This is a genomic window from Arthrobacter sp. Rue61a (genome assembly GCF_000294695.2).
Classification (GTDB): domain Bacteria; phylum Actinomycetota; class Actinomycetes; order Actinomycetales; family Micrococcaceae; genus Arthrobacter; species Arthrobacter aurescens_A.
The window spans coordinates 4328258-4348152 of the sequence record NC_018531.1 but is presented as its reverse complement, the minus strand read 5'-3'; the positions used below and the strand labels follow the sequence as shown (position 1 = coordinate 4348152).

The following is a 19895-nucleotide window of genomic DNA, read 5'->3' as shown; positions in this document are numbered from 1 at the left end:
CTAGACTCCTTCCGAGGAGATGGGGGTGGTGGCCGTGGGTGAGGCGGCGCCAGGGGCGAGGCCGGGTTCGCCCGCTTGGCCGAAGTCACCGGCCTGAGTGAACTCACCCGGCTGGGTGGGTTCGCTGCTTTGGCCGGAGGTTTTGAGGTCCGGCCGGGGCTGGCCCATCCCGTAGATGGAGTGGATCTCGTAGCTCACGGTGTCGCGGAGCATGTTGAACCACTGGCGGCAGCCGGTGCTGTGAACCCAGCGCTCGGCGAAGGTGCCCTTGGTGTTCTCACGGTAGAACAGGTATTCAGCCCATTCACGGTCCGTGAGGTCATTGGGGCTCTCCGGGTAGGCAACGTGTGCTTGGCCGCCGTAGTGGAATTCGGTTTCGTCGCGTGGCCCGCAGTTGGGGCATGAAATGAGGAGCATGTCTTTTCCTGTCCTGGCTAGTGGGCTACGGCGGCGGCGCCGTGTTCGTCGATCAAAGCGCCGGTCTCGAAGCGTTCCAGTGCGAACGGCTTGTTAAGCTTGTGCGGTGCGCCGGTGGCAATGGTGTGCGCGAACGTCAGGCCGGCCGCGGGAGTGCCCTTGAAGCCGCCGGTGCCCCAACCACAGTTGACGAACATGTTCTCCACCGGGGAGAGGCCCACAATCGGGGAAGCATCCAGCGTGGTGTCCACAATGCCGCCCCAGGTCCGGAGTACGTGTGCCCGGGCGAAGATCGGGAAGAGCTCAACGGCTGCTGCCATCTGCTCCTCGATCACGTGGAACGAGCCGCGCTGGCCGTAGCCGTTGTAGGAGTCCACGCCGGCGCCCATCACCAGTTCGCCCTTGTGCGCTTGGGAGACGTACACGTGGACGTGGTTGGACATGACCACCGTGGGGTGGACCGGCTCGTGCAGTTCGGACACCAGAGCCTGGAGCGGGTGGCTCTGGATCGGCAGGCGGAAGCCGGCCATTTCTGCCAGGACTGAGCTGTGGCCGGCGGCGCACAGGCCCACCTTTTCGGTGTTGATGGTGCCGCGGGTGGTCTGGACGCCGGTCACCCGGTTGCCGTCCTTGATGAAACCCGTGACTTCGCAGTTCTGGATGATGTCCACGCCCAGTTCATCGCACTTGCGGGCGAAGGCCCACGCCACGTGGTCGTGCTTGGCGATACCTGCACGCGGCTGGTACGTGGCGCCCATGACGGGGTAGCGGATGTTGTCGCTGATGTTCAGGATGGGGCAAAGTTCCTTGACCTGCTGCGGGTCCAGCCACTCGGCGTCCACGCCGTTGAGGCGGTTGGCGCCCACACGGCGAACGCTTTCGCGGACATCGCCCAGGGTGTGGGCCAGGTTCATGACACCGCGTTGGCTGAACAGGAAGTCGTACTCCAGCTCTTCCGGGAGGATTTCCCAGAGCTTGAGCGCATGCTCGTAAATGGCAGCGCTCTCGTCCCAGAGGTAGTTGGAACGGATGATGGTGGTGTTGCGGGCCATGTTGCCACCGGCCAGCCAGCCCTTTTCCAGGATGGCGATGTTGGTCATGCCGTGGTTCTTCGCAAGGAAGTACGCGGTGGCCAGGCCGTGCCCGCCGCCGCCCACAATCACGGCGTCATAGCTCTTCTTCGGATCCGGGTTGCGCCAGAGGAAGTCCGGGTGCTCGGGGAGGTGGTCTGCACTCACTGGGCTGCTCCAATCAGTTCTGCTTCGGTTGCGGCGCCATTGCCGTTGTTGTTCAGGTGGGGATAGAGGGGGAACTTCTCCGCCAGCGCGGTCACGCGGCGGCGGAGCTCGACGGCGGTGGCGTCGTCCAGGGCGACGTCACCTTCGGTGCCGTCTGTTTTGGTGCCGCTGTTCGCTGCGGCGATCAACGCCGTCGCAATGATGTCCGAGACTTCGGTGAAGTCCTCGGCGCCGAAGCCGCGGGCGGCGAGGGCTGGTGTGCCGATGCGCAGTCCGGACGAGACCATCGGCGGGCGGGGGTCGAAGGGGACCGCGTTCCGGTTGACCGTGATGCCGATGCGGTGCAGGGTGTCTTCGGCCTGCTGGCCGTTAAGTACTGAGTGGCGGAGGTCGGCCAGGACCAGGTGGACGTCGGTTCCACCGCTGACCACGGAGATGCCGGCTGCGGCAACATCGTCCTGCAGGAGGCGCTGGGCCAGAATCTTGGAGCCCTCGAGGACGCGGACCTGGCGTTCCTGGAATTCCGGCTCGGCTGCCATCTTGAACGCGACAGCCTTGGCTGCGATGACGTGCTCCAGCGGACCACCCTGCTGACCGGGAAAGACGGCGGAGTTAACCTTCTTGGCGATGTCGGCGTCGTTGGTCAGGATCACGCCGCCGCGGGGACCGCCGAGGGTCTTGTGGGTTGTGCTGGTGACGATGTGGGCGTGCGGCACCGGGCTGGGGTGAAGTCCTGCCGCGACGAGACCTGCGAAGTGGGCCATGTCCACCATGAGGTAGGCGCCTACCAGGTCCGCGATGCGGCGGAATTCAGCGAAGTCCAGCTGGCGGGAGTACGCGGACCAGCCGGCGACAATCAGCTGCGGCTTGCTCTCGAGGGCCAGGCGTTCAACTTCCGCCATGTCTACGGTGTGGGTGTCCTCGCGGACACCGTACGGGACAACCTTGTACAACTTGCCGGAGAAGTTGATCCGCATGCCGTGGGTCAGGTGGCCGCCGTGGGCCAGGTTCAGGCCCATGATCGTGTCGCCGGGAGTGATCAGTGCGTGCATGGCCGAAGCGTTTGCCTGTGCTCCGGAGTGGGGCTGAACGTTGGCGAATTCGGCGCCGAACAAGGACTTCAGACGGTCAATGGCAAGCTGTTCGATCACATCAACGTGTTCGCAGCCGCCATAGTACCGCTTGCCCGGGTAGCCCTCGGCGTACTTGTTGGTCAGCACCGATCCCTGGGCTTCCATGACGGCCGTGGGGGCGAAGTTCTCAGAGGCGATCATTTCCAGCGTGGACTGCTGGCGGATGAGTTCCTGGGCGATCGCCTGATCGACCTCCGGGTCCGCCTGTGCGAGCGGGCGGATCAGCGGTTCAACCATGGTGTTCTCCTTCTGAAGTACTTGAAGCGGCCATCTGTTAGGCAACTGATATATTAGAACTATTGCCATAGTATGTTGGAGATCACATAGTCGTCAACAGGTCTTCGGTAACTCATCCAACAGACTGGGATTACGACAACGGGAGAGAGCAATGAGCGCAGCATTGGAAGCACTGGAAACAGCTCCGCAGGGCACGTCCCTCGCGGAGAACGCATACCTGCTGCTGCGTGACAGGCTCATCATGCTGGATATCAAACCCGGCGATCCCATCAACGACGGTCAGATCGCCAGCGAACTTGGCATAGGGCGCACTCCCGTCCGCGAAGCCATCAAACGGCTGGAGAGTGACCATCTGGTGGTCTCCTACCCCCGCCGCGGAACGTTCGCCACCGGTGTGGACATCACCCAGCTCGCCGAGGTCTCCGAAATCCGCGAGCTCCTGGAACCTTTGGCCTCCAGGAAAGCTGCCCGCATGGCCAGCCCGGCCATGCGTTCGGAACTCCGCACTGTGGCTGCTGCCATTCGTGACCTTGAAGGCCAGGACAACTCCTCCCAAGAACTCATGCGCTACGACATCCAAGTGCACCGGCTCATCTACAAGGCCTCCGCCAACGCGCACCTGGAAGACGTTCTGATCCGGTACGACAACCTCGCCACCCGCATCTGGTGCCACATGCTCGAGAAGATGCCCTCCGTGTCCGGGCATATCTCCGAACACGCCGACCTCCTCACGGCCATTGCCGACGCTGACGAAGACCGCGCCGCCGAGCTCGCCCTGCACCACGTAGTCAGCTTCGAAGAGACCATCCGCAAGGTCCTCTGACCCTCTCTCACATCCCTCGTGTTTGAGCCGTACCGCCTTCCGGTGGCGGTGTTATCCCCTGCGCGCTCGCTCGATCCTCGCTTAGATGCGCGCTGCCGTATAACCCCACCCCTCCCGACCCTCTCTCATATCCCTCGGGTTTGAGGCGGACCCTCTCTCACGTCCCTCGTGGTTGGGGTGGACCCTCTCTCACGTCCCGCAGGGTTCTTCTGGATGCAGTCCCCCTCGGGCCCATGGGGCCAATCTGCTCCGACCCTTCGGCTCCCGTCGCCTGGCCGAGGGAGCGTACGCAGCCGCTAAGGGTGGAAGGCTCGACGTCGATGCCGACTTGAGTGCCGACGTCGCCTCCACTTCACCTTGGTGAGAGAGCGTTCGTGATGTGGGGGTGGGATGTGAGAGAGCGTTCGTGATGTGGGGGTGGGATGTGAGAGAGCGTCGGTGGGTGTAGGGGCGGCCTCGTTGGCCATCACTTCCCATTTGATGCAACTGGGTTGGAGCTGGCGCAACAATTTCGTCTCGCGCCACTAGCTCGCGCGGCCCCTTGCTGAAGCCTTCATGCTGGTCGTTGATCCAAGAATTTAACTCTTGACCGTGACGTCACTCACACATATCCTGTTGCAACAGCGTTGCGTTCAATGCAACCCCAAAAGATTTTGGTGGACACATGAGCAATGAATCCTCTGTGGCAGCCGAGCAAGGCCTTTCATCAGCCGCCGGCTCCGACCACGCTCCAAGCCTCAACAACAAAGTCAGCAAGGACACTCGACGGCGAGTGGTCACTGCCAGCTTCATCGGCAACTTTGTGGAATGGTTCGACTACGCCGTTTACGGCTACCTGGCTGGCATCATCTCGACTGTTTTCTTCCCCGAGTCCGACCGGCAAACTGCCCTGCTGGCGACGTTCGGCGTCTTCGCGATCTCCTTCTTCGTGAGGCCTCTCGGTGGTTTCATCTGGGGCCATATCGGTGATCGTCTTGGACGGAAGCAGGCACTCTCCCTCTCGATTGTGCTGATGTCAGTGGCCACGTTCTGCATCGCCTTGATTCCCGGCTACGCCACCATCGGCGTGATGGCCCCCATCCTGCTCTTGGTCGTAAGAGTTGTCCAAGGCTTCTCCGCAGCAGGTGAGTACGCAGGGGCGTCCGCCTTCCTGGTGGAATATGCGCCGGCGAATCGCCGCGGACTCTACGCCGCCGTCGTGCCTGCCAGTACCGCAGCGGGACTGCTGCTGGGATCCTTGCTTGCCGCCCTGCTGAGTTCAGTCCTGACCGCGGAGCAGCTCAACGAATGGGGCTGGCGTCTGCCCTTCCTGCTGGCCGCGCCTATGGGTTTGATCGGCCGGTACATCCGGACCAAGCTCGAGGACACACCGGCATTCCGGGAATTGGCCGAAAAGGACAATGCGGTGAAGGCTCCGGCCTTCGCAATGTTCCGGACCTATCGGAAGCAGCTCGTCATCGCCACGGGTGCGGTGCTGCTCAATGCGGTGGGCTTCTACGTCATCCTCAGCTATATGCCCACGTACTTATCGGAGGAGCTGGGCTTTGGTGCAACAGAGTCGTTCCTGGCCACCACCATTGCCTTGGCCAGCTACATAGGCTTCATCTTCCTGACGGGCATCGCCTCGGACAAGTTCGGTCGCAAGCGCATGCTTATCACCGCGTCAGTCCTTTTCATTCTGCTGACAGTGCCTGCGTTCATGCTTCTGGACACCCGCAATTTCCTGGTGATCGTGCTGGTTCAGATCCTGCTGGGCGGCATGCTCACCCTCAACGACGGCACCCTACCGAGTTTCCTCGCCGAACTCTTTCCCACGAAGGTCCGGTACACCGGGTTTGCTGTCAGCTTCAACCTTTCCAACGCCTTGTTCGGCGGCACGGCGCCGTTCATGGCCACGCTCCTGATCGGTATGACGGCCAGCAAACTGGCCCCCGGCTGGTACCTCGTGGCCGCCGCCGTAGTTTCCCTCATCGCAGTCCTGTTCGCCGCCGAGACTTCCAAGAAGCCTCTGCTTCAGGACTAGACAACCAAACCCATTGAAAGGAACCGCATGACCATCACCCAGAACGAGTCCGTCAACGATGTCGCCAAGCTCGAGCGCACCAAGGTCCTCAACAACGGCGAAAAAGTATCGCTGACCTTCTCCGATGCTGAGTTCGAGCGCCGCCTCGTCGGCCTACGCCGCATCATGGCCGAGAAAGACCTGGACGCCGTCATCCTCACCAGCTACCACTCCATCAAGTACTACTCCGACTTCCTCTTCACCTACTTCGGCCGCTCCTACGGCATGGTGGTCACCAAGGATGACACGGTCACCATTACGGCGAATATCGACGCCGGTATGCCTTGGCGCCGCAGCTACGGGGAAAACCTGGTGTACACGGACTGGCGCCGTGACAACTACATCCACGCAATCCAGGAAGTCCTACGCACCCGCGGTATCAACCCGCGCCGCATCGGCGTCGAAGATGACTCGCTGCCGCTGGACAACCGCAACAAGATCCAAGCCGCGTTCTCCGGTGCGACTCTGGTGGATGTCGCACAGGCGGCAATGCGCCAGCGCATGATCAAATCGGACGAGGAAATCGCAGTCATCAAGCATGGCGCCCGCATTGGCGACCTCGGTGGTGAGGCCATCCGCAACGCCATCACGGCCGGCATCACCGAATACGAGGTTGCCCTGATCGGCACCGAGGCCATGGTCCACGAAATCGCCCGCACTTTCCCGGACTCGGAAATTCGCGATACTTGGGTGTGGTTCCAGTCCGGCATCAACACCGACGGCGCCCACAACTGGGCCACCACCCGGAAGATCCAAGAACACGACATCCTGTCCCTGAACTGTTTCCCCATGACCAGCGGTTACTACACGGCCCTGGAACGTACCTTGTTCTACGGCGAACCTGATGCCCGGTCCCTTGAGCTGTGGAACATCAACGTTGAGGTGCACAAGCGCGGCCTCGAGCTGATCAAACCCGGTGCCGTCTGCAAGGACATCGCCGCAGAGCTCAATGAGATCTACATCAGCCACGGTTTGCTGGCCAATCGCACGTTCGGATACGGCCACTCGTTCGGTGTCCTGAGCCACTACTACGGACGCGAAGCGGGCCTCGAACTTCGCGAAGACATCGATACAGTGCTTGAACCCGGCATGGTGGTCTCCATGGAACCCATGATCACAGTGCTGGACGGCCAGCCGGGTGCCGGCGGATACCGCGAGCACGACATCCTTGTGGTCGGCGAAGACAGCGCGGAGAACATCACCAAGTTCCCGTTCGGGCCCGAGTACAACATCATCGGAGCCTAGGCGGCTCGGCCGGTGGGTGCCCGGTACGGTGTCCACCGGCCGCGTCCGGTCCGGCGAGCTGGCCGCCGTCGAAATATAGTGAACCCATGACTCCCTCGGAATCCAGCGACGCTTCCAGCAATGGCGACAACAAAAGCACCTCGGTCATCGTTAACGCCATCGCAGTGCTGCGGAGCTTCACGGCTGACGAACCACTTCTGGGAGTCACCGAAATCGCGGGCCGAATCGGCCTTCACAAGAGCACCGTCTCCCGGATCCTCGCGACCCTGGAACAGGAAAACCTTGTAGAGCGCGACGTCGATTCACGCAGGTTCCGCTTGGGGCTGGGAATGATCGCCATGGCGGGCCCGCTCCTGGCGGAACTCGAAGAGCGCCGCGTTGCCTACCCGGTGCTGCGTGAACTCACCGAGCGGACAGGGGAGACGAGTGCGCTCATGGTGTGGAACGGTAACGAATCCATGTGTGTGGAACAGATCCCCAGCCGGCATCAGGTAAAACACCTCACTCCGCTGGGTGCGCGCTACAACGAGGCCCTGAGTTCGTCAGTGCAGGTGTTCCTTGGCGCAGAGAATGAGGATAGGGTGCGTCAGCTGCTGCGTAGCGGTTCAATCACCCTTCCTGGTCTGGACGAGGAGGCAATTGAGGCGTATCTCTCCCGGGTGGAGGACTCCATGAAACGCGGCTGGGCAGTGAATTTCGGGGAGACGTCCATTGAGGAAGTCGGTGTGGCCTCGCCCGTTTACGACCATCGTGGCGACATCGTGGCGTCCGTCCTGATTCCGGCGCCGAAATTCCGTGTCTCACAAGACACCTTGGACAGCCTCGGTGAAGCGTGTGCTGTAGCCGCGGCCAAAGTCACAACGCGGCTGGGTGGGCGCGCGCCGCGCTGAGCCGCAAACCGCCGTCGAGTTGGCATGTGATGACAATCCCGGGCGCGAACATTGTCATCAAGTGGCATCTCGGCGTCATCCGTGCCTCCCAAGGGATGAATCTGCTGGCTTCGAGGTGGAGATCACCCACGCCGAGGACTCATCGCCCGATTCCGATATGAGCCGTGGATAGTCTGGCTGGCATGGAACGAACACTGAGAGTTGTCCGGCATTGGGGCGCCCCCGCGGCGGCTGCCATCTTCTGTGTGCTGTGGTGCGTAGGGGAAGCGGGTCGGATGGGGCCTTGGCCCGGGTTCTACTGGCCGGGTCTCATACCTCTGCTCGTGATGACGGCAGTGATCGCAACTGCGACGTGGAAACCGTACCTTTCCTTGGGGCTGACGGCTGCCTTGCTGATCGGACAGCTTGTGCACGTCGTGCCCGCCATGTTGGCTAACCACTGGGCCATCTACCTGGGGTCCTTCATCTCCCTGGGATTCATCATGTGGACTGGCAATAAGAGGCAGAGGATGTGGACGGTCGCCTCTAATGTGGTCTTCGCGATGTTGATGACGTTCATGATGATCTCCTGGCGCTACGGCAATGGAGTTGGCTGGTTCATGCCGCTTTATAACGGAGACTCATTTGCATTTCGGATTTATGGTTGGCAGCTGCTGAGCACCCTGCTGCTGGTGGCCGCGGCTTGTGGGACACTGGGTATTTTGGCGGCTCTCTATGAAGATCGAAGGATCCAGTCGAAGGCCCGCGCCCAGGCGCAAGCCAGCCTTAAGGAAACAGAAATCGAACTGATCGTTGAGCAGGAACGGACCAGGATCGCCCGGGACCTGCATGATGTTCTTGCCCATACCTTGGCCGTCATCGCTGCACAAGCAGACGGTACGAGGTATATGAGCAGCGGTCAGCCGAAACCCGTTCTCAATGCCCTGGAGAACATCGCAGTATCTGCCAGGCATGCGTTGGTTGATGCGCAACGTGTCATCGAAGGCGTCCGGGAAGATGGCCTGATGACACCTCAGCCCCTGATCAGCGACATCGAACCGCTCATGGAGCGAATGCGGCAGGGCAGCCTGGAGATTGAGCACAGCGAAAGCGGAGCTCCTGTTGACTTGGGAGCGGGTCAGCAACTCGCAGTATTCAGGATTGTCCAGGAGTGCCTCACCAACGCACTGAAACACGGTGGCCGAGGCACAGCCGTCCGGGTGCATTTCGATTGGAGCGGCCCAGGTCTGACACTGCATGCTTCCTCCGCGCTGCCGGCGTCCGTTCCATTGGGGGAAACGGACGCCGGGCTGGCCCGAGATCGCGGTGGGCGAGGCATACCTGGCATGCGTGAACGCGCGCATCTGGCTGGTGGCTGGTTGACGGTGGGCCCTGACGGTGAGCAGTTCCGGGTGACTGCATTCCTTCCCTATGGAGCAACCACCGGGAGCGTGGAGGTCAGCCGTCAGCCTTCCGGGGAATTGGTGGACTTGGGAGAACGGGCCCCGGCAGAAGGGGCGGCTGACCTTGGCTGATTCTTCGGCGCACATTTCTGTGGCCTTGGTTGATGACCAGCCCTTGTTCCGGGCCGGTATCCGGATGCTGGTAGAGAGTCAGCCTGACATGCTGCTGGCGTGGGAGGCTGACGAAGGCATCCAAGCGGTCGGGCTCGCGGCAGCACAGCCGCCGGACGTCATCTTGATGGATCTCCGTATGCCCGTCATGGATGGCGTAACTGCCACCAGGCAAATCTGGGATGCGGCCGTGCGGGACGGTGTTGAAAAACCGAAGATCATCGCCTTGACCACCTTCAACCGCGACCAGGCTGTAGTGGAGGCCGTCCAGGCGGGAGCAAGCGGATATTTGCTCAAAAGTGCAGAGCCGGAGTTTCTGTTGGCGGCAATCAGGACAGTACACTCCGGGTACTCGGTCATCGCACCCGGATCAGTGCATGACCTGTTTCAGCACGCTGCACGGACAGTCCCGGTCGCAGGTCCGGATCTTTCGGTACTGGAGCCGTTGTCTGCCCGGGAACGGGATGTCTTCTTGTTGGCGTCCAAGGGGTTGAGCAACAGTGCCATGGCCGAAAGCCTGTTCGTGTCCGAAGCAACCGTCAAGACGCATCTGCGCAGTGTCCTCACGAAGTTGGGTGTCGGGACGCGTCTTCAGCTCGTGTCGTTCGCGTACGAGCACCGGCTGCTCGGATAGCGGCGGAGGGGGACGCCGAAGAAAAACGGCGACCGTCCCCTCAAAGGGGACAGCCGCCGTCGTTGTTCTGCACGACGTGCCTAAGGGCGTTACATCTTCCGTCGCTCTGTGGTTGTTTCGTCCATGGCATCCCTGCCCAGCCAGGCGCCCAAGCCGATCATGGCAACGCCGAGGATCAGGTGCAGCCAGTTGTCAGCCGTGTTGAACGGGACAAAGTTGGCAGCTGTTTCCTGGTTGATGACCAGGCCGTAGATCCAAAGAACGATGTACACGGCGCCGCCGCCCAAGAGGAACAGGCGGGCCATGCGTGCGTTCCGAGCCATGGCCAAGCCGGCCACGCCAAACAGCAGGTGAACGATGTTGTGGAGTATGGACACTTGGAAGACTCCAAGCAGCATGGCGCCTGACTCATGTCCAGCAAAGGTCATGGCGCCGAAATTGGTGGTGATTCCCGGGATGAACCCCAGGACGCCTACCAGCAGAAATACAATGCCAACGCCCATGGCGGTGTTGCGAAGCGTCAACCCCATCATGTGGTGGTGTTCGGCGGGGTGCGAAGCGGTGGTCATCAAGTCCTCCCTTTCACGCGGTTACCCGGCTCTTCTCATGGAGAGCCGACCTGCGGCAAGGGGTGTGGCAAAACCTTGCCGACGCCGCCATAATACTCCTGAAATGCCTCCGATAGCAGGGGATGTGCCCAGTTCAGCGGCGGTTAGCATGGATTTATGAGCCAAGCTCCGAATGGACGTGTGCACACGATCTTCCATGACACCCGTGACCTCACGCCCTTCCGCGAGGGTTACGTCCGTACCCCGGTCCGTGGCCTGGCCGACGGTGTGAACGATGTGCTCTCCGGCGTCCTCAGTGGCCGCGACCACGCGAGGCTGACAGTTGTGGGAAATGTCCCAAGGCTGAAGATGCTGTCCTCCAAGACGGCGAAGGCAATGCATGAGGCCGTTTTCACGTCCACGGAGCCGGATCGGCTCCTCGCTTTTGGCCGCATGAACCCGGGATGGGCCGGCCTGTGCCACGTCATGGCCGGTCTGCTCGCGTACAAACATGGCGGGTTCTTGAGGGCGAGCGAGCTGCTGCAGCGCGGTTTGACAACAAGGATCGACGACGACGCCAGCCAGTTCTCGGCTACGTACCTCGGGCAGGTGGTCACCAAAGTTGAGGTCGCCGAACGCATTGAGGTTCCGGTCCTGTTCAGCGAGGAATCCGTGTTTCTGGCCTTGTCTCACTGTCTCCGGGAAATGGGGATGACCGAGTCGGCGTTGGAAGCAGTGGTGAGTTTGCCGCCGTCGTTGCCTTCTGCGTTGGCGCGCTGCACAGCGGCGTACTCGCTGGAACGCCACCGCGACGTGGTGCTGTGGACTGAAGGTTTGCTGAACACGGACGACCTCTCGGCCGCGCTCTTGCTGATCCGGGCGCGGTCGCAGCGGGCGAGGGGCGATTTCGAGTCGGCCCAGGCTGCATTGAAAGAAGTCCTTCGCCGCAGGAAGACTAATCTGGCCTTGAAGAATGATGCGGTGACAGACAGGGCACTGCTCGCGGTCGATCAAGGCCGCCGCACCCTCACCCCGCGATCCAAGCGGCCGGCCCCTCCCGCGGAGCTTGAGACCATGGAAGTCATCCGCAAGGATGCTGAGATGCGTCGCCTGTGGGAGAACGATTTCAGGCAGCTGGGCGGCGAGTAAAAAACCATTGTGCCTTCCGGGGCGGAAGCGTAGTCTTGTAATCAACCAAAGAGTTGATCAATGATTTGGTTGATTATGGGGTGGCTGATGACGAAAGGTTGATGCGGCAATGGAAGAGGACGCTCTCGACAGGGCCTTCATGGCCCTGGCGGATCCGGTGAGGCGGGCCATGGTGGCCCGGTTGTCCCGGGGAGACGCCACTGTCAACGAGCTCGCGGAACCATTTGCCATCACCAAGCAGGCGGTTTCCAAACATATTCAGGTCTTGGAGCACGCAGGCTTGGTAACCCGTTCCCGCGATGCCCAACGGAGGCCGGTTCATTTGGACGCAGCAGCCTTGGAGCGATTGACCGCCTGGATTGACCGGTACCGGCTGATCGCCGAGTCCCGTTTCCGGCAGCTGGACGAGCTGCTTGGTGCCGGCGTCTCCCACCAACAACAAGAAAACACACCAGCAAAGAAGAAAGAGGAACTGAAATGAGCAATCCAACAACAATCACCGCTGATCCTGGCGTGCCGTTCATTGATACGGTCCGCGAATTCGATGCCCCGGTCAGTGCAGTTTTCAAAGCCCACGTTGACCCGGATCTCTTGGCCAAATGGCTGGGCCCACGCAGCACGGTGACCAAAATTACCGAGTACAACGCCACCACCGGCGGTAGCTGGCGCTACGAAAGTGGCGACGACAGCGGGACGTATGGCTTCCGCGGCGTCTTCCACACCGTCGAAGCCGACTCGTTGATCATCCAGACAGTCGAGTTCGAAGGCGCACCCAACCAAGTAGTCATCAGCACCACCGCCTTCGAGGAAATCGACGGCAGGACCCGGATGTCCGCGCACGAGGTCTACCCTTCCGTGGAAGCCCGTGACATGGCCCTGTCCACCGGCATGGACTACGGCGTGATCGAAGGATACGAGCGCCTGGATGAGCTGCTTGCCGGCTAGATGCTTGGGCGTCCAGCAATACTGGCACTGACGTCAATGCCAGTATTGCTGTCAGTCTTGCCCTTGTAACGTCAGATTCCGATCATTTGGCAGTGTTTGTAGGAATCGGCTCCGGTCACCATTGACGTGCTGGTTGCCCAGCCGATGGTGCGCCCGGTCCGAGGTCCATAAGTGTCACCTACTTCGATGCGGGGAGCGTGACGTGCTTGAGTCGCTCGCAGGGCGGCTAGAGTCCTAGGCCCAAAGTCGCCGTCTTCCTCAATGTTCTGGCCGTGGCACTTGTTCATTGCACGCTGGAGAAAGCGGACGGCAATGCCTTTGTCTCCTTGAGTCAGGAGACAGCTCCTTGTGTAGATCCCGTTCCCCTTATAGACGGGAAAGTACAGCTGCTGGCCGTTCGGGTATTGGTAGGTCTCGCCCGCGTTGCAGTGCTGGATCGTCAGGGCAACAGCTGACGCTGCTGTCGTGGGGGGCGGTGCCGCATTGGCGGCTGTGCCCATTGTGGCCAAGCTGAGCCCCAGAGTCAGGGCCGTGGCTAATGAACGTGAGAAGCGCATGTCAATCTCCTATCTGCAGGTACCAGTCGGAGCTTCGCCCCCACTGCTTCTGTGGAGGACGTCCTCAAAGCCGCTGCAGGCTACAGGTCCCGGAGCCGCTTGATGCCGCCGCCACAATGATGAAGTGAGCCTCGACGGGGATCCATGACGCTCATCTCAGAAATTGGGAAAGCAAACTGCCAGCGCCTGTGGGGAGCAACTAGTTGCTTGCCGACTGAATCTCCGGCAGGAGCGGAAGGAGTTGCTCCGATAGCAGCACTGTCCCCAGCCCGATCATGATGATCCCACTGACCAGCGTCACCACCCGGGCGGCACCCGGCCGGGAGGCCAGCAGCTTCCGTGAGGTCAACGCGACGCCGGTGTAGACCATCCCGGCGAGGATCACGAAGGTCAGGCCCAGTAAGCCCGACTGGACCGGAACGGGCAGTGCTGCCTCGGGGCTGACAAACTGCGGAACCAAGGCCACGAAGAAGAGCAGGCCCTTCGGGTTGATGCCGCTGGTGCCCATGCCCTGAAGGAAGGTGCGGAGCTGGTTTCCGGACTGCGCGGTGCCGCCTTCCGCGCTGAAGCTCGCGCCTCGCCACGAGCGGATGGTAGCGACGCCGAGCCACAGCAAGTAAGCGGCGCCGGCAATGGTCAGCCATCCCAGCAGCCCCGGAACACCGGCCAGAAGGGCCGCCAAGCCTGCGGCCATTAGCAGTGTGTGGATGACGTAACCGCTGCACAGGCCAGCAACGGCCGGGACGAAGCTGCGTTGCTTGAGGCCTGCCGATATTGAGTACGCCCAGTCGACGCCGGGTGTGCACGCCAGGCTGACGGCGACGAGCATGAAGGCGAGGAACAGCTGCGGATTCACGGGTCTCTCCAGAGTTAGGTGGTAGGAAAACTCTAGGGAAAGTCAGCCCATAAGTGTTCCCATTTTTAGCCCCACGGGAGCCGTTCTGGGTAAGATAATTGCGTGATTGATGGAATCGATAGAAGTATTTTGCGCCACCTCAAAGATGATGGCCGAATGACTGCCACTGCCCTTGCTTCGAAGGTGGGTTTGACCGTGGCTCCCTGCCATCGGCGGCTCCGCGATTTGGAGTCAACGGGGGTGATACGCGGCTACCGTGCAGACATCGATCCTGCCGCGGTGGGCCTGGGCTTTGAAGCGATTGTTTTTGTCACGCTCAAGCAGGTGGAACGCACCATCATGGCGGAGTTCGAAGAGCGCGTGACTGCCAGCCCCAACATTGTGGAGGCTCAGCGACTCTTCGGATCCCCTGATTACCTGCTCAAGGTCATTGCCGCTGACCTGCCCGCGTATCAGCGCTTCTACGACGACGAACTCGCGGCCCTTCCCGCAGTGGAACGCCTCACGTCAACGCTGGTCATGAAGAACCTGAAAACCAACATAGGACCGCCGGTCTAGCCTTGCTTACTCCGCCAGCAAGCCCGTGGTCCGGTAAGGAATAACTTCACGGAGGAACATGCTGGTGGACGTGCGCACAATTCCGGGACACAGGCGAATTTCTTCGGATACCCGGTAGAGATCATCCGGGCTCTTCGCCACCACCCTGATGATGAGGTCCGTATCACCGGCTGGAGCGTGGCATTCAAGGACTTCAGGGATCTCCCTCAGTGCAGCGATGGCCTCGTTCAAATGGCTTTGATCGAGTTCGGCACTAACTGCGGCAGCCACGCCACGTCCCAAAGCCGACGGCAGGACGCGGCTGCTGTTGGCTCGGAGGGCCCCGGACGCCGTCATCCGCTCCAGGCGCGACTGAACTGTCCCGCGGGCGAGGTGCAACTTCTGGGCCAACACCATGATGGGCACGCGGGGGTCGTCATCCAAAGCGGCGAGGATCCGGCGGTCCGTGGCGTCGAGTTCCTGCAAAGTGACCACTCCCTGACTAAGCTTTCGCAACAGACTGGTCAGATCGACCAATCATTATGATGTCCGTTGCACCAACTGTACGTCTCCTGCTGAAATGGTGACAACGAAACAGGGCGAGGCTACCGCCGAACCCCGCAGGCACCAGGACCCCGGAACACCACCCGGAGCCCTGCACAGGTTTCCCGCAAGGAAACAGCCGCTGATTGACTCTTGTTCACAGCATTGTCATTCCGCACCCGCCCTATCACCCGGGCGCCACAGCAAGAGCCCCTGAGCTACCGGATCGTTGCGGTAGCTGAGGGGCTCTTGTGGTTGGCTTGGATCATGACTTCTGCTGGCCGCTTCGCCCCGAGCCCCTCCGGCGAACTGCACGTCGGCAACCTTCGCACCGCAATTCTCGCTTGGCTGTTCGCTAAGTCCAGCGGCCGGAATTTTCTGCTGCGCGTCGAGGATCTGGACCGCGCCCGCTCCGGCGCTGAAGAGGAGCAGCTCCGCGACCTGCAGGCCGTAGGCGTTGGTTGGGACGCCGCCGTCGTACGCCAGACTGAGCGCGCGGAGCTGTACCACCAGGCGATTGGAAGCCTAACGGCCGAAGGCCGAACCTATGAATGCTTCTGCACGCGACGCGAAATCCAAGAGGCGCCGTCCGCGCCGCACGCGCCGCAGGGCGCCTACCCGGGGACATGCAGGCGGCTTTCGCACGCCGAACGCGAGATCAGGCGTGCGACGCGGCCTGCTTCCATTCGCTTGCGGGCAGAGGTCTCGGAATGGGGTGTTGAGGACCAGTTGCACGGACACTATGTGGGTGTTGTGGATGACTTTGTGCTTCGCCGCAACGACGGCGTCACCGCTTACAACCTCGCGGTAGTTGTTGACGACGCCCAGCAGGGAATCGACCAAGTAGTGCGCGGCGACGACCTCCTCTCATCCACCCCGCGGCAGGCGTATCTGGCGACGCTCCTGGGGCTGCCCGTGCCCGAATACGCCCACGTTCCGCTGGTGGTAAACCACGACGGCGTCAGGCTGGCGAAGCGCGACGGTGCGGTCACGCTGGGCGACCTCGCCGCCGTCGGAATTCCTGCCGAGCGGGTGCGCGACCTGATATTGGAGTCCCTGCAATTGCCTGCCGCGCCGTTGCTGGATGCCCTGCCGCACTTCACCCCCCAGAATGTGCCGAAGACGCCTTGGGTGTGGACAACTCCCCGGGCCTGACCCGCCCACCGCGTAGGCTGTCTGGATGCATTCACAGGTGATCGCCCCAGGTTTCGAACCCGTCGCCGAACTCTTCGGCGTCTTTCTTGAGCAGGATCCGGACTACTCTGCGCAAGTGGCCGCGTATCACCGTGGCGTCAAAGTGCTGGACCTCAGCGGCGGCCCCCACATCCGCCCGGATTCAGTCACCGGCGTCTTCTCGTGTTCCAAAGGCATGGCCGGTTTGGTCATGGCGTTGCTCGTTCAGGACGGCGAACTGGACCTTGAAGCCGAGGTGGTCAAGTACTGGCCCGAGTTCGGCGTTGAAGGCAAGTCCTCCATCACGGTTGCGCAGCTGCTTTCGCACCGAGCGGGGCTCTTGGGAGTGGAAGGCGGCCTGACGCTCCACGAGGTCAACAACTCTGAGCTCGCAGCAGCCAAACTCGCCGAGCTGCCGCCCCTATGGAAACCCGGTACCGCGTTCGGTTACCACGCGCTGACCATTGGCATCTTCATGGAAGAGCTGTGCCGGCGCATCACCGGCTCCACGCTGCAGGAGGTCTTCGAGCAGCGCATCCGTGCGGTGACTGGTGCGAACTTCTACCTTGGTTTGCCCGAGTCCGAAGAGTCCCGCTTCGCGCAGTTCCGCTGGGCGGCCGATCCGTCATGGCCTTGGGTAGACCCGGCCAGCCACTTTGGCCTGGCTGCCAACGCGGCAGTGGGCGACATCCTGGATCTGCCCAACATCCGGGAAGTCCGGGCCGCGGGCCTGAGCTCGGCGGCCGGCGTGGCCAGCGCGGAAGGCATGGCGCGGATCTACGCGGCGGCATTGACTGGCTTGGAGGGTAAATCCGCCATGCCGCCCCTCCTGACCGAGGAGACTATCCGGACGGTGTCGGCTGAGCAGGTGTTCGGAATCGATCGCGTTTTTGGTGAGACCGGATGCTTCGGCACCGTTTTCATGAAGTCCCACACCAGGATGCCGTTCGGCAGTTACCGCGCGTTCGGGCACGACGGCGCCAGCGCATCGTTGGGGTTCGCCGACCCTGTGTATGAACTCGGCTTTGGATATGTCCCGCAGACGGCTGAGCCTGGAGGGGTGGGCTGCCGTAACTTCCAGCTGAGCTCGGCAGTAAGGGAAGTTATCGCCGGTTTCGCGGCTTAGCTGAGCTGAGCGGCGCTGAGCTGCGCGGCGCTGAGCTGGGCGGCGCTGAGCTGAGCGGCGCTTAGTTGCGCTGCGCGGCCGGGACTCCGGCCGTCATGCCTGCCCACAGGGTATCGGTGGTGGCGGTGATGACGTCGTCCACTGACTTCCCGTCCAGCTGCCCGCCCGCTGCCAGAAGAGCCGCGCCGTGAAGGCTCACAAAGCACACCGTGGCCAGTTTTTCGGGGTCGCCGGCGGCCAGCGCGCCGGCTTTTTGCGCCTCGGCGATCATGGCTTGGGCCAGGTGTATTCCTTGCTCGCCGGTGCTTCGCAGTTCAACGCTGGAATCGGGGTGGTGCTTGGTGGAGTACATCACGGTCAGCAGGGCGGGATGCGCCACGGCAAAGTGGACGTAGGCCTTGCCAACACTCACGAAACGGCCTCTGAGGTCATCGCCGGATTGGGCGGCATTCTGGATGAGGCGGTTCATCGACTCAAAGCCGGCCAGTGCCATGGCATCGACCAGTGCCTGCTTGTCGCGGAAGTGCTTGGCCGGGGCGCCGTGACTGACATTAACATCGCGGGCCAGTTGCCGCAGGGAGAGTCCGTCCACGCCAGCTTCTTCAATGATTTCCATGGCGCGTTCCAGCAGGGCTTCCCTGAGTTTGCCGTGGTGGTAGGGCTGGTCAGTCATGCCATCAGTCTAGGTCAATGTAGTCATTGACAACAATGTAGTCACTGCCTACCATGTAGACAGCGACTACATTAGTCCCCGCCTCAACCGATGGGATTCAGCCATGACCATGACCTACGCAGGTACCACTGCCCTCATTACGGGTGCCAGCTCCGGCCTCGGCGCTGAGTTTGCAGGACAATTTGCTGCCCGTGGCTCCAACCTTGTTCTGGTGGCAAGGCGTGGAGACCGTCTGGAGGAGTTGGCTCAGGAATTGCGTTCCCGGCACGGTGTCACAGTGACCGTGCTCCCCAAGGACCTGGGCCTTGCAGGAGTGGGACGCGAGCTCTTCGACGAACTGGCCGGCCGCGGAATCTCCGTGGACACCTTAATCAACAACGCAGGCTTTGGCACCCACGGTCCCTTGATTGAGGAAGACCCGGAGACCATTGCGTCTGAGATTTCCTTGAACGTGGCCGCCCTCGTGGACATTACCCGGGCCTTCCTGCCGGAACTGCTCGCCTCGGGGAAGGGAGCATTGGTGAACGTAGCCAGCACTGCCGCGTTCCAACCCATTCCCGGCATGGCCGTTTACGGCGCAACCAAGGCCTTCGTCCTCAGCTTCACCGAAGCCGTGGCCCACGAAACCAAAAAGTCCGGACTTAACGTCCTGGCCCTTTGCCCCGGTGCAACAAGAACAGAATTCTTCGATGTGCTCGGCGGTGACTCCGCAGCAGTGGGCAAGATGCAGACCTCTGCACAGGTTGTGGGCACTGCTCTCAAGGCCCTCGACCGCAAGGACACACCCGGCAGCGTGGTCTCGGGCTGGGTTAACCGCGTTGCGGCCGGATTCGCGCAGCGTCTGCCCAGGGCCGTCACCGTCGCCATCGCTGCACGCGCTGTACAGGACTGGTAGGACGGGCAGGAAAGGTAGCTCGGTGCCGAGGCTCCGAAACAGCGGATAGCCTGAAGGTGAGGACCGATCCCCGTCGGTCCCTCTTCAAGCCGGAGGCCAGCATGACCCAACCACGCTTTACCGTAGAGACAGCCCAGGTTTTGGCCGAGGTGGCTCACAACCGGCAGAAGGACAAGCTCAAACGACCCTATCGGGAGCACGTTCTGGCCGTGGGCGATGCGCTCGCCGACTTTGACGAAGACATCCAGATCGCAGGCTACCTTCACGACATCGCTGAAGACACGCCCATCACCCGGCAAGCCCTGCTGGAAATGGGGGTGTCCGAACGGGCGGTAGACATCATCGAACGTGTCACCCGCCGCTTCCACGAGGACCCGGACGATTACGACGCCGGCATCCGTTTCGTTGCGGAGGACCACGACGCAACGTTGGTGAAGATCGCCGACAACGCCCACAACTCGCTGCCCGAGAGGGTCAAAGCGCTGGCCGAGAAGTGGCCGGACAAGCCGCCGGTAACCCGCTACGCCGATGCCCGCCCGGTGCTGTACACGGCCGTTCCCCGCGAAGAGGTCCGGATGATCCTGGAACGGATCAACCCATACTTGCTCCGGGAACTGGACGAGATCGTCCCTGAGTAGACCTCGCAACGCAAGGGGTTGCC

General features: G+C 61.8%; 22 protein-coding genes and 1 pseudogene. 15 read left to right on the top strand and 8 right to left on the bottom strand.

Going from position 1 to position 19895, the window contains the following annotated elements:
• From ARUE_RS19830 to glyA, 3 genes are read right to left on the bottom strand one after another with little or no spacing between them, the layout of a single operon-like run.
• Positions 1–417, bottom strand: coding sequence for a sarcosine oxidase subunit delta (locus tag ARUE_RS19830; RefSeq protein ID WP_014923050.1), 417 nt, complete (start codon positions 415–417; stop codon positions 1–3).
• Between the two features lie 17 nt (positions 418–434).
• The gene (locus tag ARUE_RS19825) at positions 435–1655 is read right to left on the bottom strand and encodes a sarcosine oxidase subunit beta family protein (RefSeq protein WP_011776430.1); all 1221 of its coding nucleotides are present in this window, start codon (positions 1653–1655) and stop codon (positions 435–437) included.
• Positions 1652–3025, bottom strand: coding sequence for a serine hydroxymethyltransferase (gene glyA, locus ARUE_RS19820; RefSeq protein ID WP_014923049.1), 1374 nt, complete (start codon positions 3023–3025; stop codon positions 1652–1654). The genes ARUE_RS19825 and glyA overlap by 4 nt, the downstream gene beginning before the upstream one ends.
• Before the next feature lie 151 nt (positions 3026–3176).
• Here glyA and ARUE_RS19815 point away from each other — a divergent pair, with 151 nt between their 5' ends.
• The 6 genes from ARUE_RS19815 (at position 3177) to ARUE_RS19790 (ending at position 10232) form a co-directional block, all read left to right on the top strand.
• On the top strand, positions 3177–3848 hold the full coding sequence (locus ARUE_RS19815) for a GntR family transcriptional regulator (RefSeq protein WP_014923048.1): 672 nt from the start codon (positions 3177–3179) through the stop codon (positions 3846–3848).
• A gap of 664 nt (positions 3849–4512) precedes the next feature.
• Positions 4513–5871: an MFS transporter gene (locus ARUE_RS19810; protein WP_014923047.1), complete on the top strand. Its 1359-nt coding sequence runs from the start codon at positions 4513–4515 to the stop codon at positions 5869–5871.
• Between the two features lie 27 nt (positions 5872–5898).
• Entirely contained in the window at positions 5899–7155 is a 1257-nt protein-coding gene (locus tag ARUE_RS19805) for an aminopeptidase P family protein (protein WP_014923046.1), read from the top strand.
• An 86-nt stretch (positions 7156–7241) separates the two neighbouring features.
• The gene (locus tag ARUE_RS19800; protein WP_014923045.1) at positions 7242–8045 is read left to right on the top strand and encodes an IclR family transcriptional regulator; all 804 of its coding nucleotides are present in this window, start codon (positions 7242–7244) and stop codon (positions 8043–8045) included.
• 182 nt (positions 8046–8227) lie between these two features.
• On the top strand, positions 8228–9559 hold the full coding sequence (locus ARUE_RS19795; RefSeq protein WP_162486195.1) for a sensor histidine kinase: 1332 nt from the start codon (positions 8228–8230) through the stop codon (positions 9557–9559).
• A complete protein-coding gene (locus tag ARUE_RS19790) occupies positions 9552–10232 on the top strand; it encodes a response regulator (protein WP_043470784.1) in 681 nt (226 codons plus the stop codon). The genes ARUE_RS19795 and ARUE_RS19790 overlap by 8 nt, the downstream gene beginning before the upstream one ends.
• Before the next feature lie 89 nt (positions 10233–10321).
• Here the strand turns inward: ARUE_RS19790 and ARUE_RS19785 are convergent, their stop codons facing one another.
• Positions 10322–10801: a DUF4383 domain-containing protein gene (locus ARUE_RS19785; protein ID WP_011776424.1), complete on the bottom strand. Its 480-nt coding sequence runs from the start codon at positions 10799–10801 to the stop codon at positions 10322–10324.
• A gap of 156 nt (positions 10802–10957) precedes the next feature.
• Between ARUE_RS19785 and ARUE_RS19780 the strand changes: the two genes are divergently transcribed.
• From ARUE_RS19780 to ARUE_RS19770, 3 genes are all read left to right on the top strand, one after another.
• Positions 10958–11929, top strand: coding sequence for a hypothetical protein (locus ARUE_RS19780; RefSeq protein ID WP_043470781.1), 972 nt, complete (start codon positions 10958–10960; stop codon positions 11927–11929).
• A gap of 109 nt (positions 11930–12038) precedes the next feature.
• Complete coding sequence (locus tag ARUE_RS19775) at positions 12039–12410, top strand: ArsR/SmtB family transcription factor (protein ID WP_014923040.1); 372 nt, start codon at positions 12039–12041, stop codon at positions 12408–12410.
• Complete coding sequence (locus ARUE_RS19770) at positions 12407–12874, top strand: SRPBCC family protein (RefSeq protein WP_014923039.1); 468 nt, start codon at positions 12407–12409, stop codon at positions 12872–12874. Before ARUE_RS19775 ends, ARUE_RS19770 begins: the two co-directional genes overlap by 4 nt.
• 71 nt (positions 12875–12945) lie before the next feature.
• On the opposite strand, the gene ARUE_RS19765 is transcribed toward ARUE_RS19770, so the two are convergent.
• Positions 12946–13431, bottom strand: coding sequence for a peptidoglycan-binding domain-containing protein (locus ARUE_RS19765; protein ID WP_043470779.1), 486 nt, complete (start codon positions 13429–13431; stop codon positions 12946–12948).
• Positions 13432–13630: 199 nt separating this feature from the next.
• Positions 13631–14287, bottom strand: coding sequence for a LysE family translocator (locus ARUE_RS19760; RefSeq protein ID WP_014923037.1), 657 nt, complete (start codon positions 14285–14287; stop codon positions 13631–13633).
• 102 nt (positions 14288–14389) lie between these two features.
• On the opposite strand from ARUE_RS19760, the gene ARUE_RS19755 reads away from it, so the two are divergent.
• Complete coding sequence (locus ARUE_RS19755) at positions 14390–14845, top strand: Lrp/AsnC family transcriptional regulator (protein WP_014923036.1); 456 nt, start codon at positions 14390–14392, stop codon at positions 14843–14845.
• 6 nt (positions 14846–14851) lie between these two features.
• Here the strand turns inward: ARUE_RS19755 and ARUE_RS19750 are convergent, their stop codons facing one another.
• Positions 14852–15310: an Lrp/AsnC family transcriptional regulator gene (locus ARUE_RS19750; RefSeq protein ID WP_187329972.1), complete on the bottom strand. Its 459-nt coding sequence runs from the start codon at positions 15308–15310 to the stop codon at positions 14852–14854.
• Between the two features lie 324 nt (positions 15311–15634).
• On the opposite strand from ARUE_RS19750, the gene gluQRS reads away from it, so the two are divergent.
• From gluQRS to ARUE_RS25035, 3 genes and pseudogenes are all read left to right on the top strand, one after another.
• The gene (gene gluQRS, locus ARUE_RS19745; protein WP_043471541.1) at positions 15635–16522 is read left to right on the top strand and encodes a tRNA glutamyl-Q(34) synthetase GluQRS; all 888 of its coding nucleotides are present in this window, start codon (positions 15635–15637) and stop codon (positions 16520–16522) included.
• 25 nt (positions 16523–16547) lie between these two features.
• Positions 16548–17666, top strand: a complete 1119-nt coding sequence (locus ARUE_RS19740) for an EstA family serine hydrolase (RefSeq protein WP_014923033.1) — start codon at positions 16548–16550, stop codon at positions 17664–17666.
• A 2-nt stretch (positions 17667–17668) separates the two neighbouring features.
• Positions 17669–17731 (top strand): annotated as a pseudogene (locus tag ARUE_RS25035) (pentapeptide repeat-containing protein); the annotation flags it as partial.
• On the opposite strand, the gene ARUE_RS19735 reads toward ARUE_RS25035, so the two are convergent.
• Positions 17728–18339 carry a TetR/AcrR family transcriptional regulator gene (locus tag ARUE_RS19735; protein ID WP_014923032.1) on the bottom strand — a complete coding sequence of 204 codons (612 nt, stop codon included), beginning with the start codon at positions 18337–18339 and terminating at the stop codon, positions 17728–17730. The pseudogene ARUE_RS25035 and the gene ARUE_RS19735 overlap by 4 nt on opposite strands.
• Positions 18340–18442: 103 nt before the next feature.
• On the opposite strand from ARUE_RS19735, the gene ARUE_RS19730 reads away from it, so the two are divergent.
• Complete coding sequence (locus tag ARUE_RS19730) at positions 18443–19234, top strand: SDR family NAD(P)-dependent oxidoreductase (protein WP_014923031.1); 792 nt, start codon at positions 18443–18445, stop codon at positions 19232–19234.
• 101 nt (positions 19235–19335) lie between these two features.
• Positions 19336–19872, top strand: a complete 537-nt coding sequence (locus tag ARUE_RS19725) for an HD domain-containing protein (protein WP_043470773.1) — start codon at positions 19336–19338, stop codon at positions 19870–19872.
• The last annotated feature ends 23 nt before the right edge of the window (positions 19873–19895 follow it).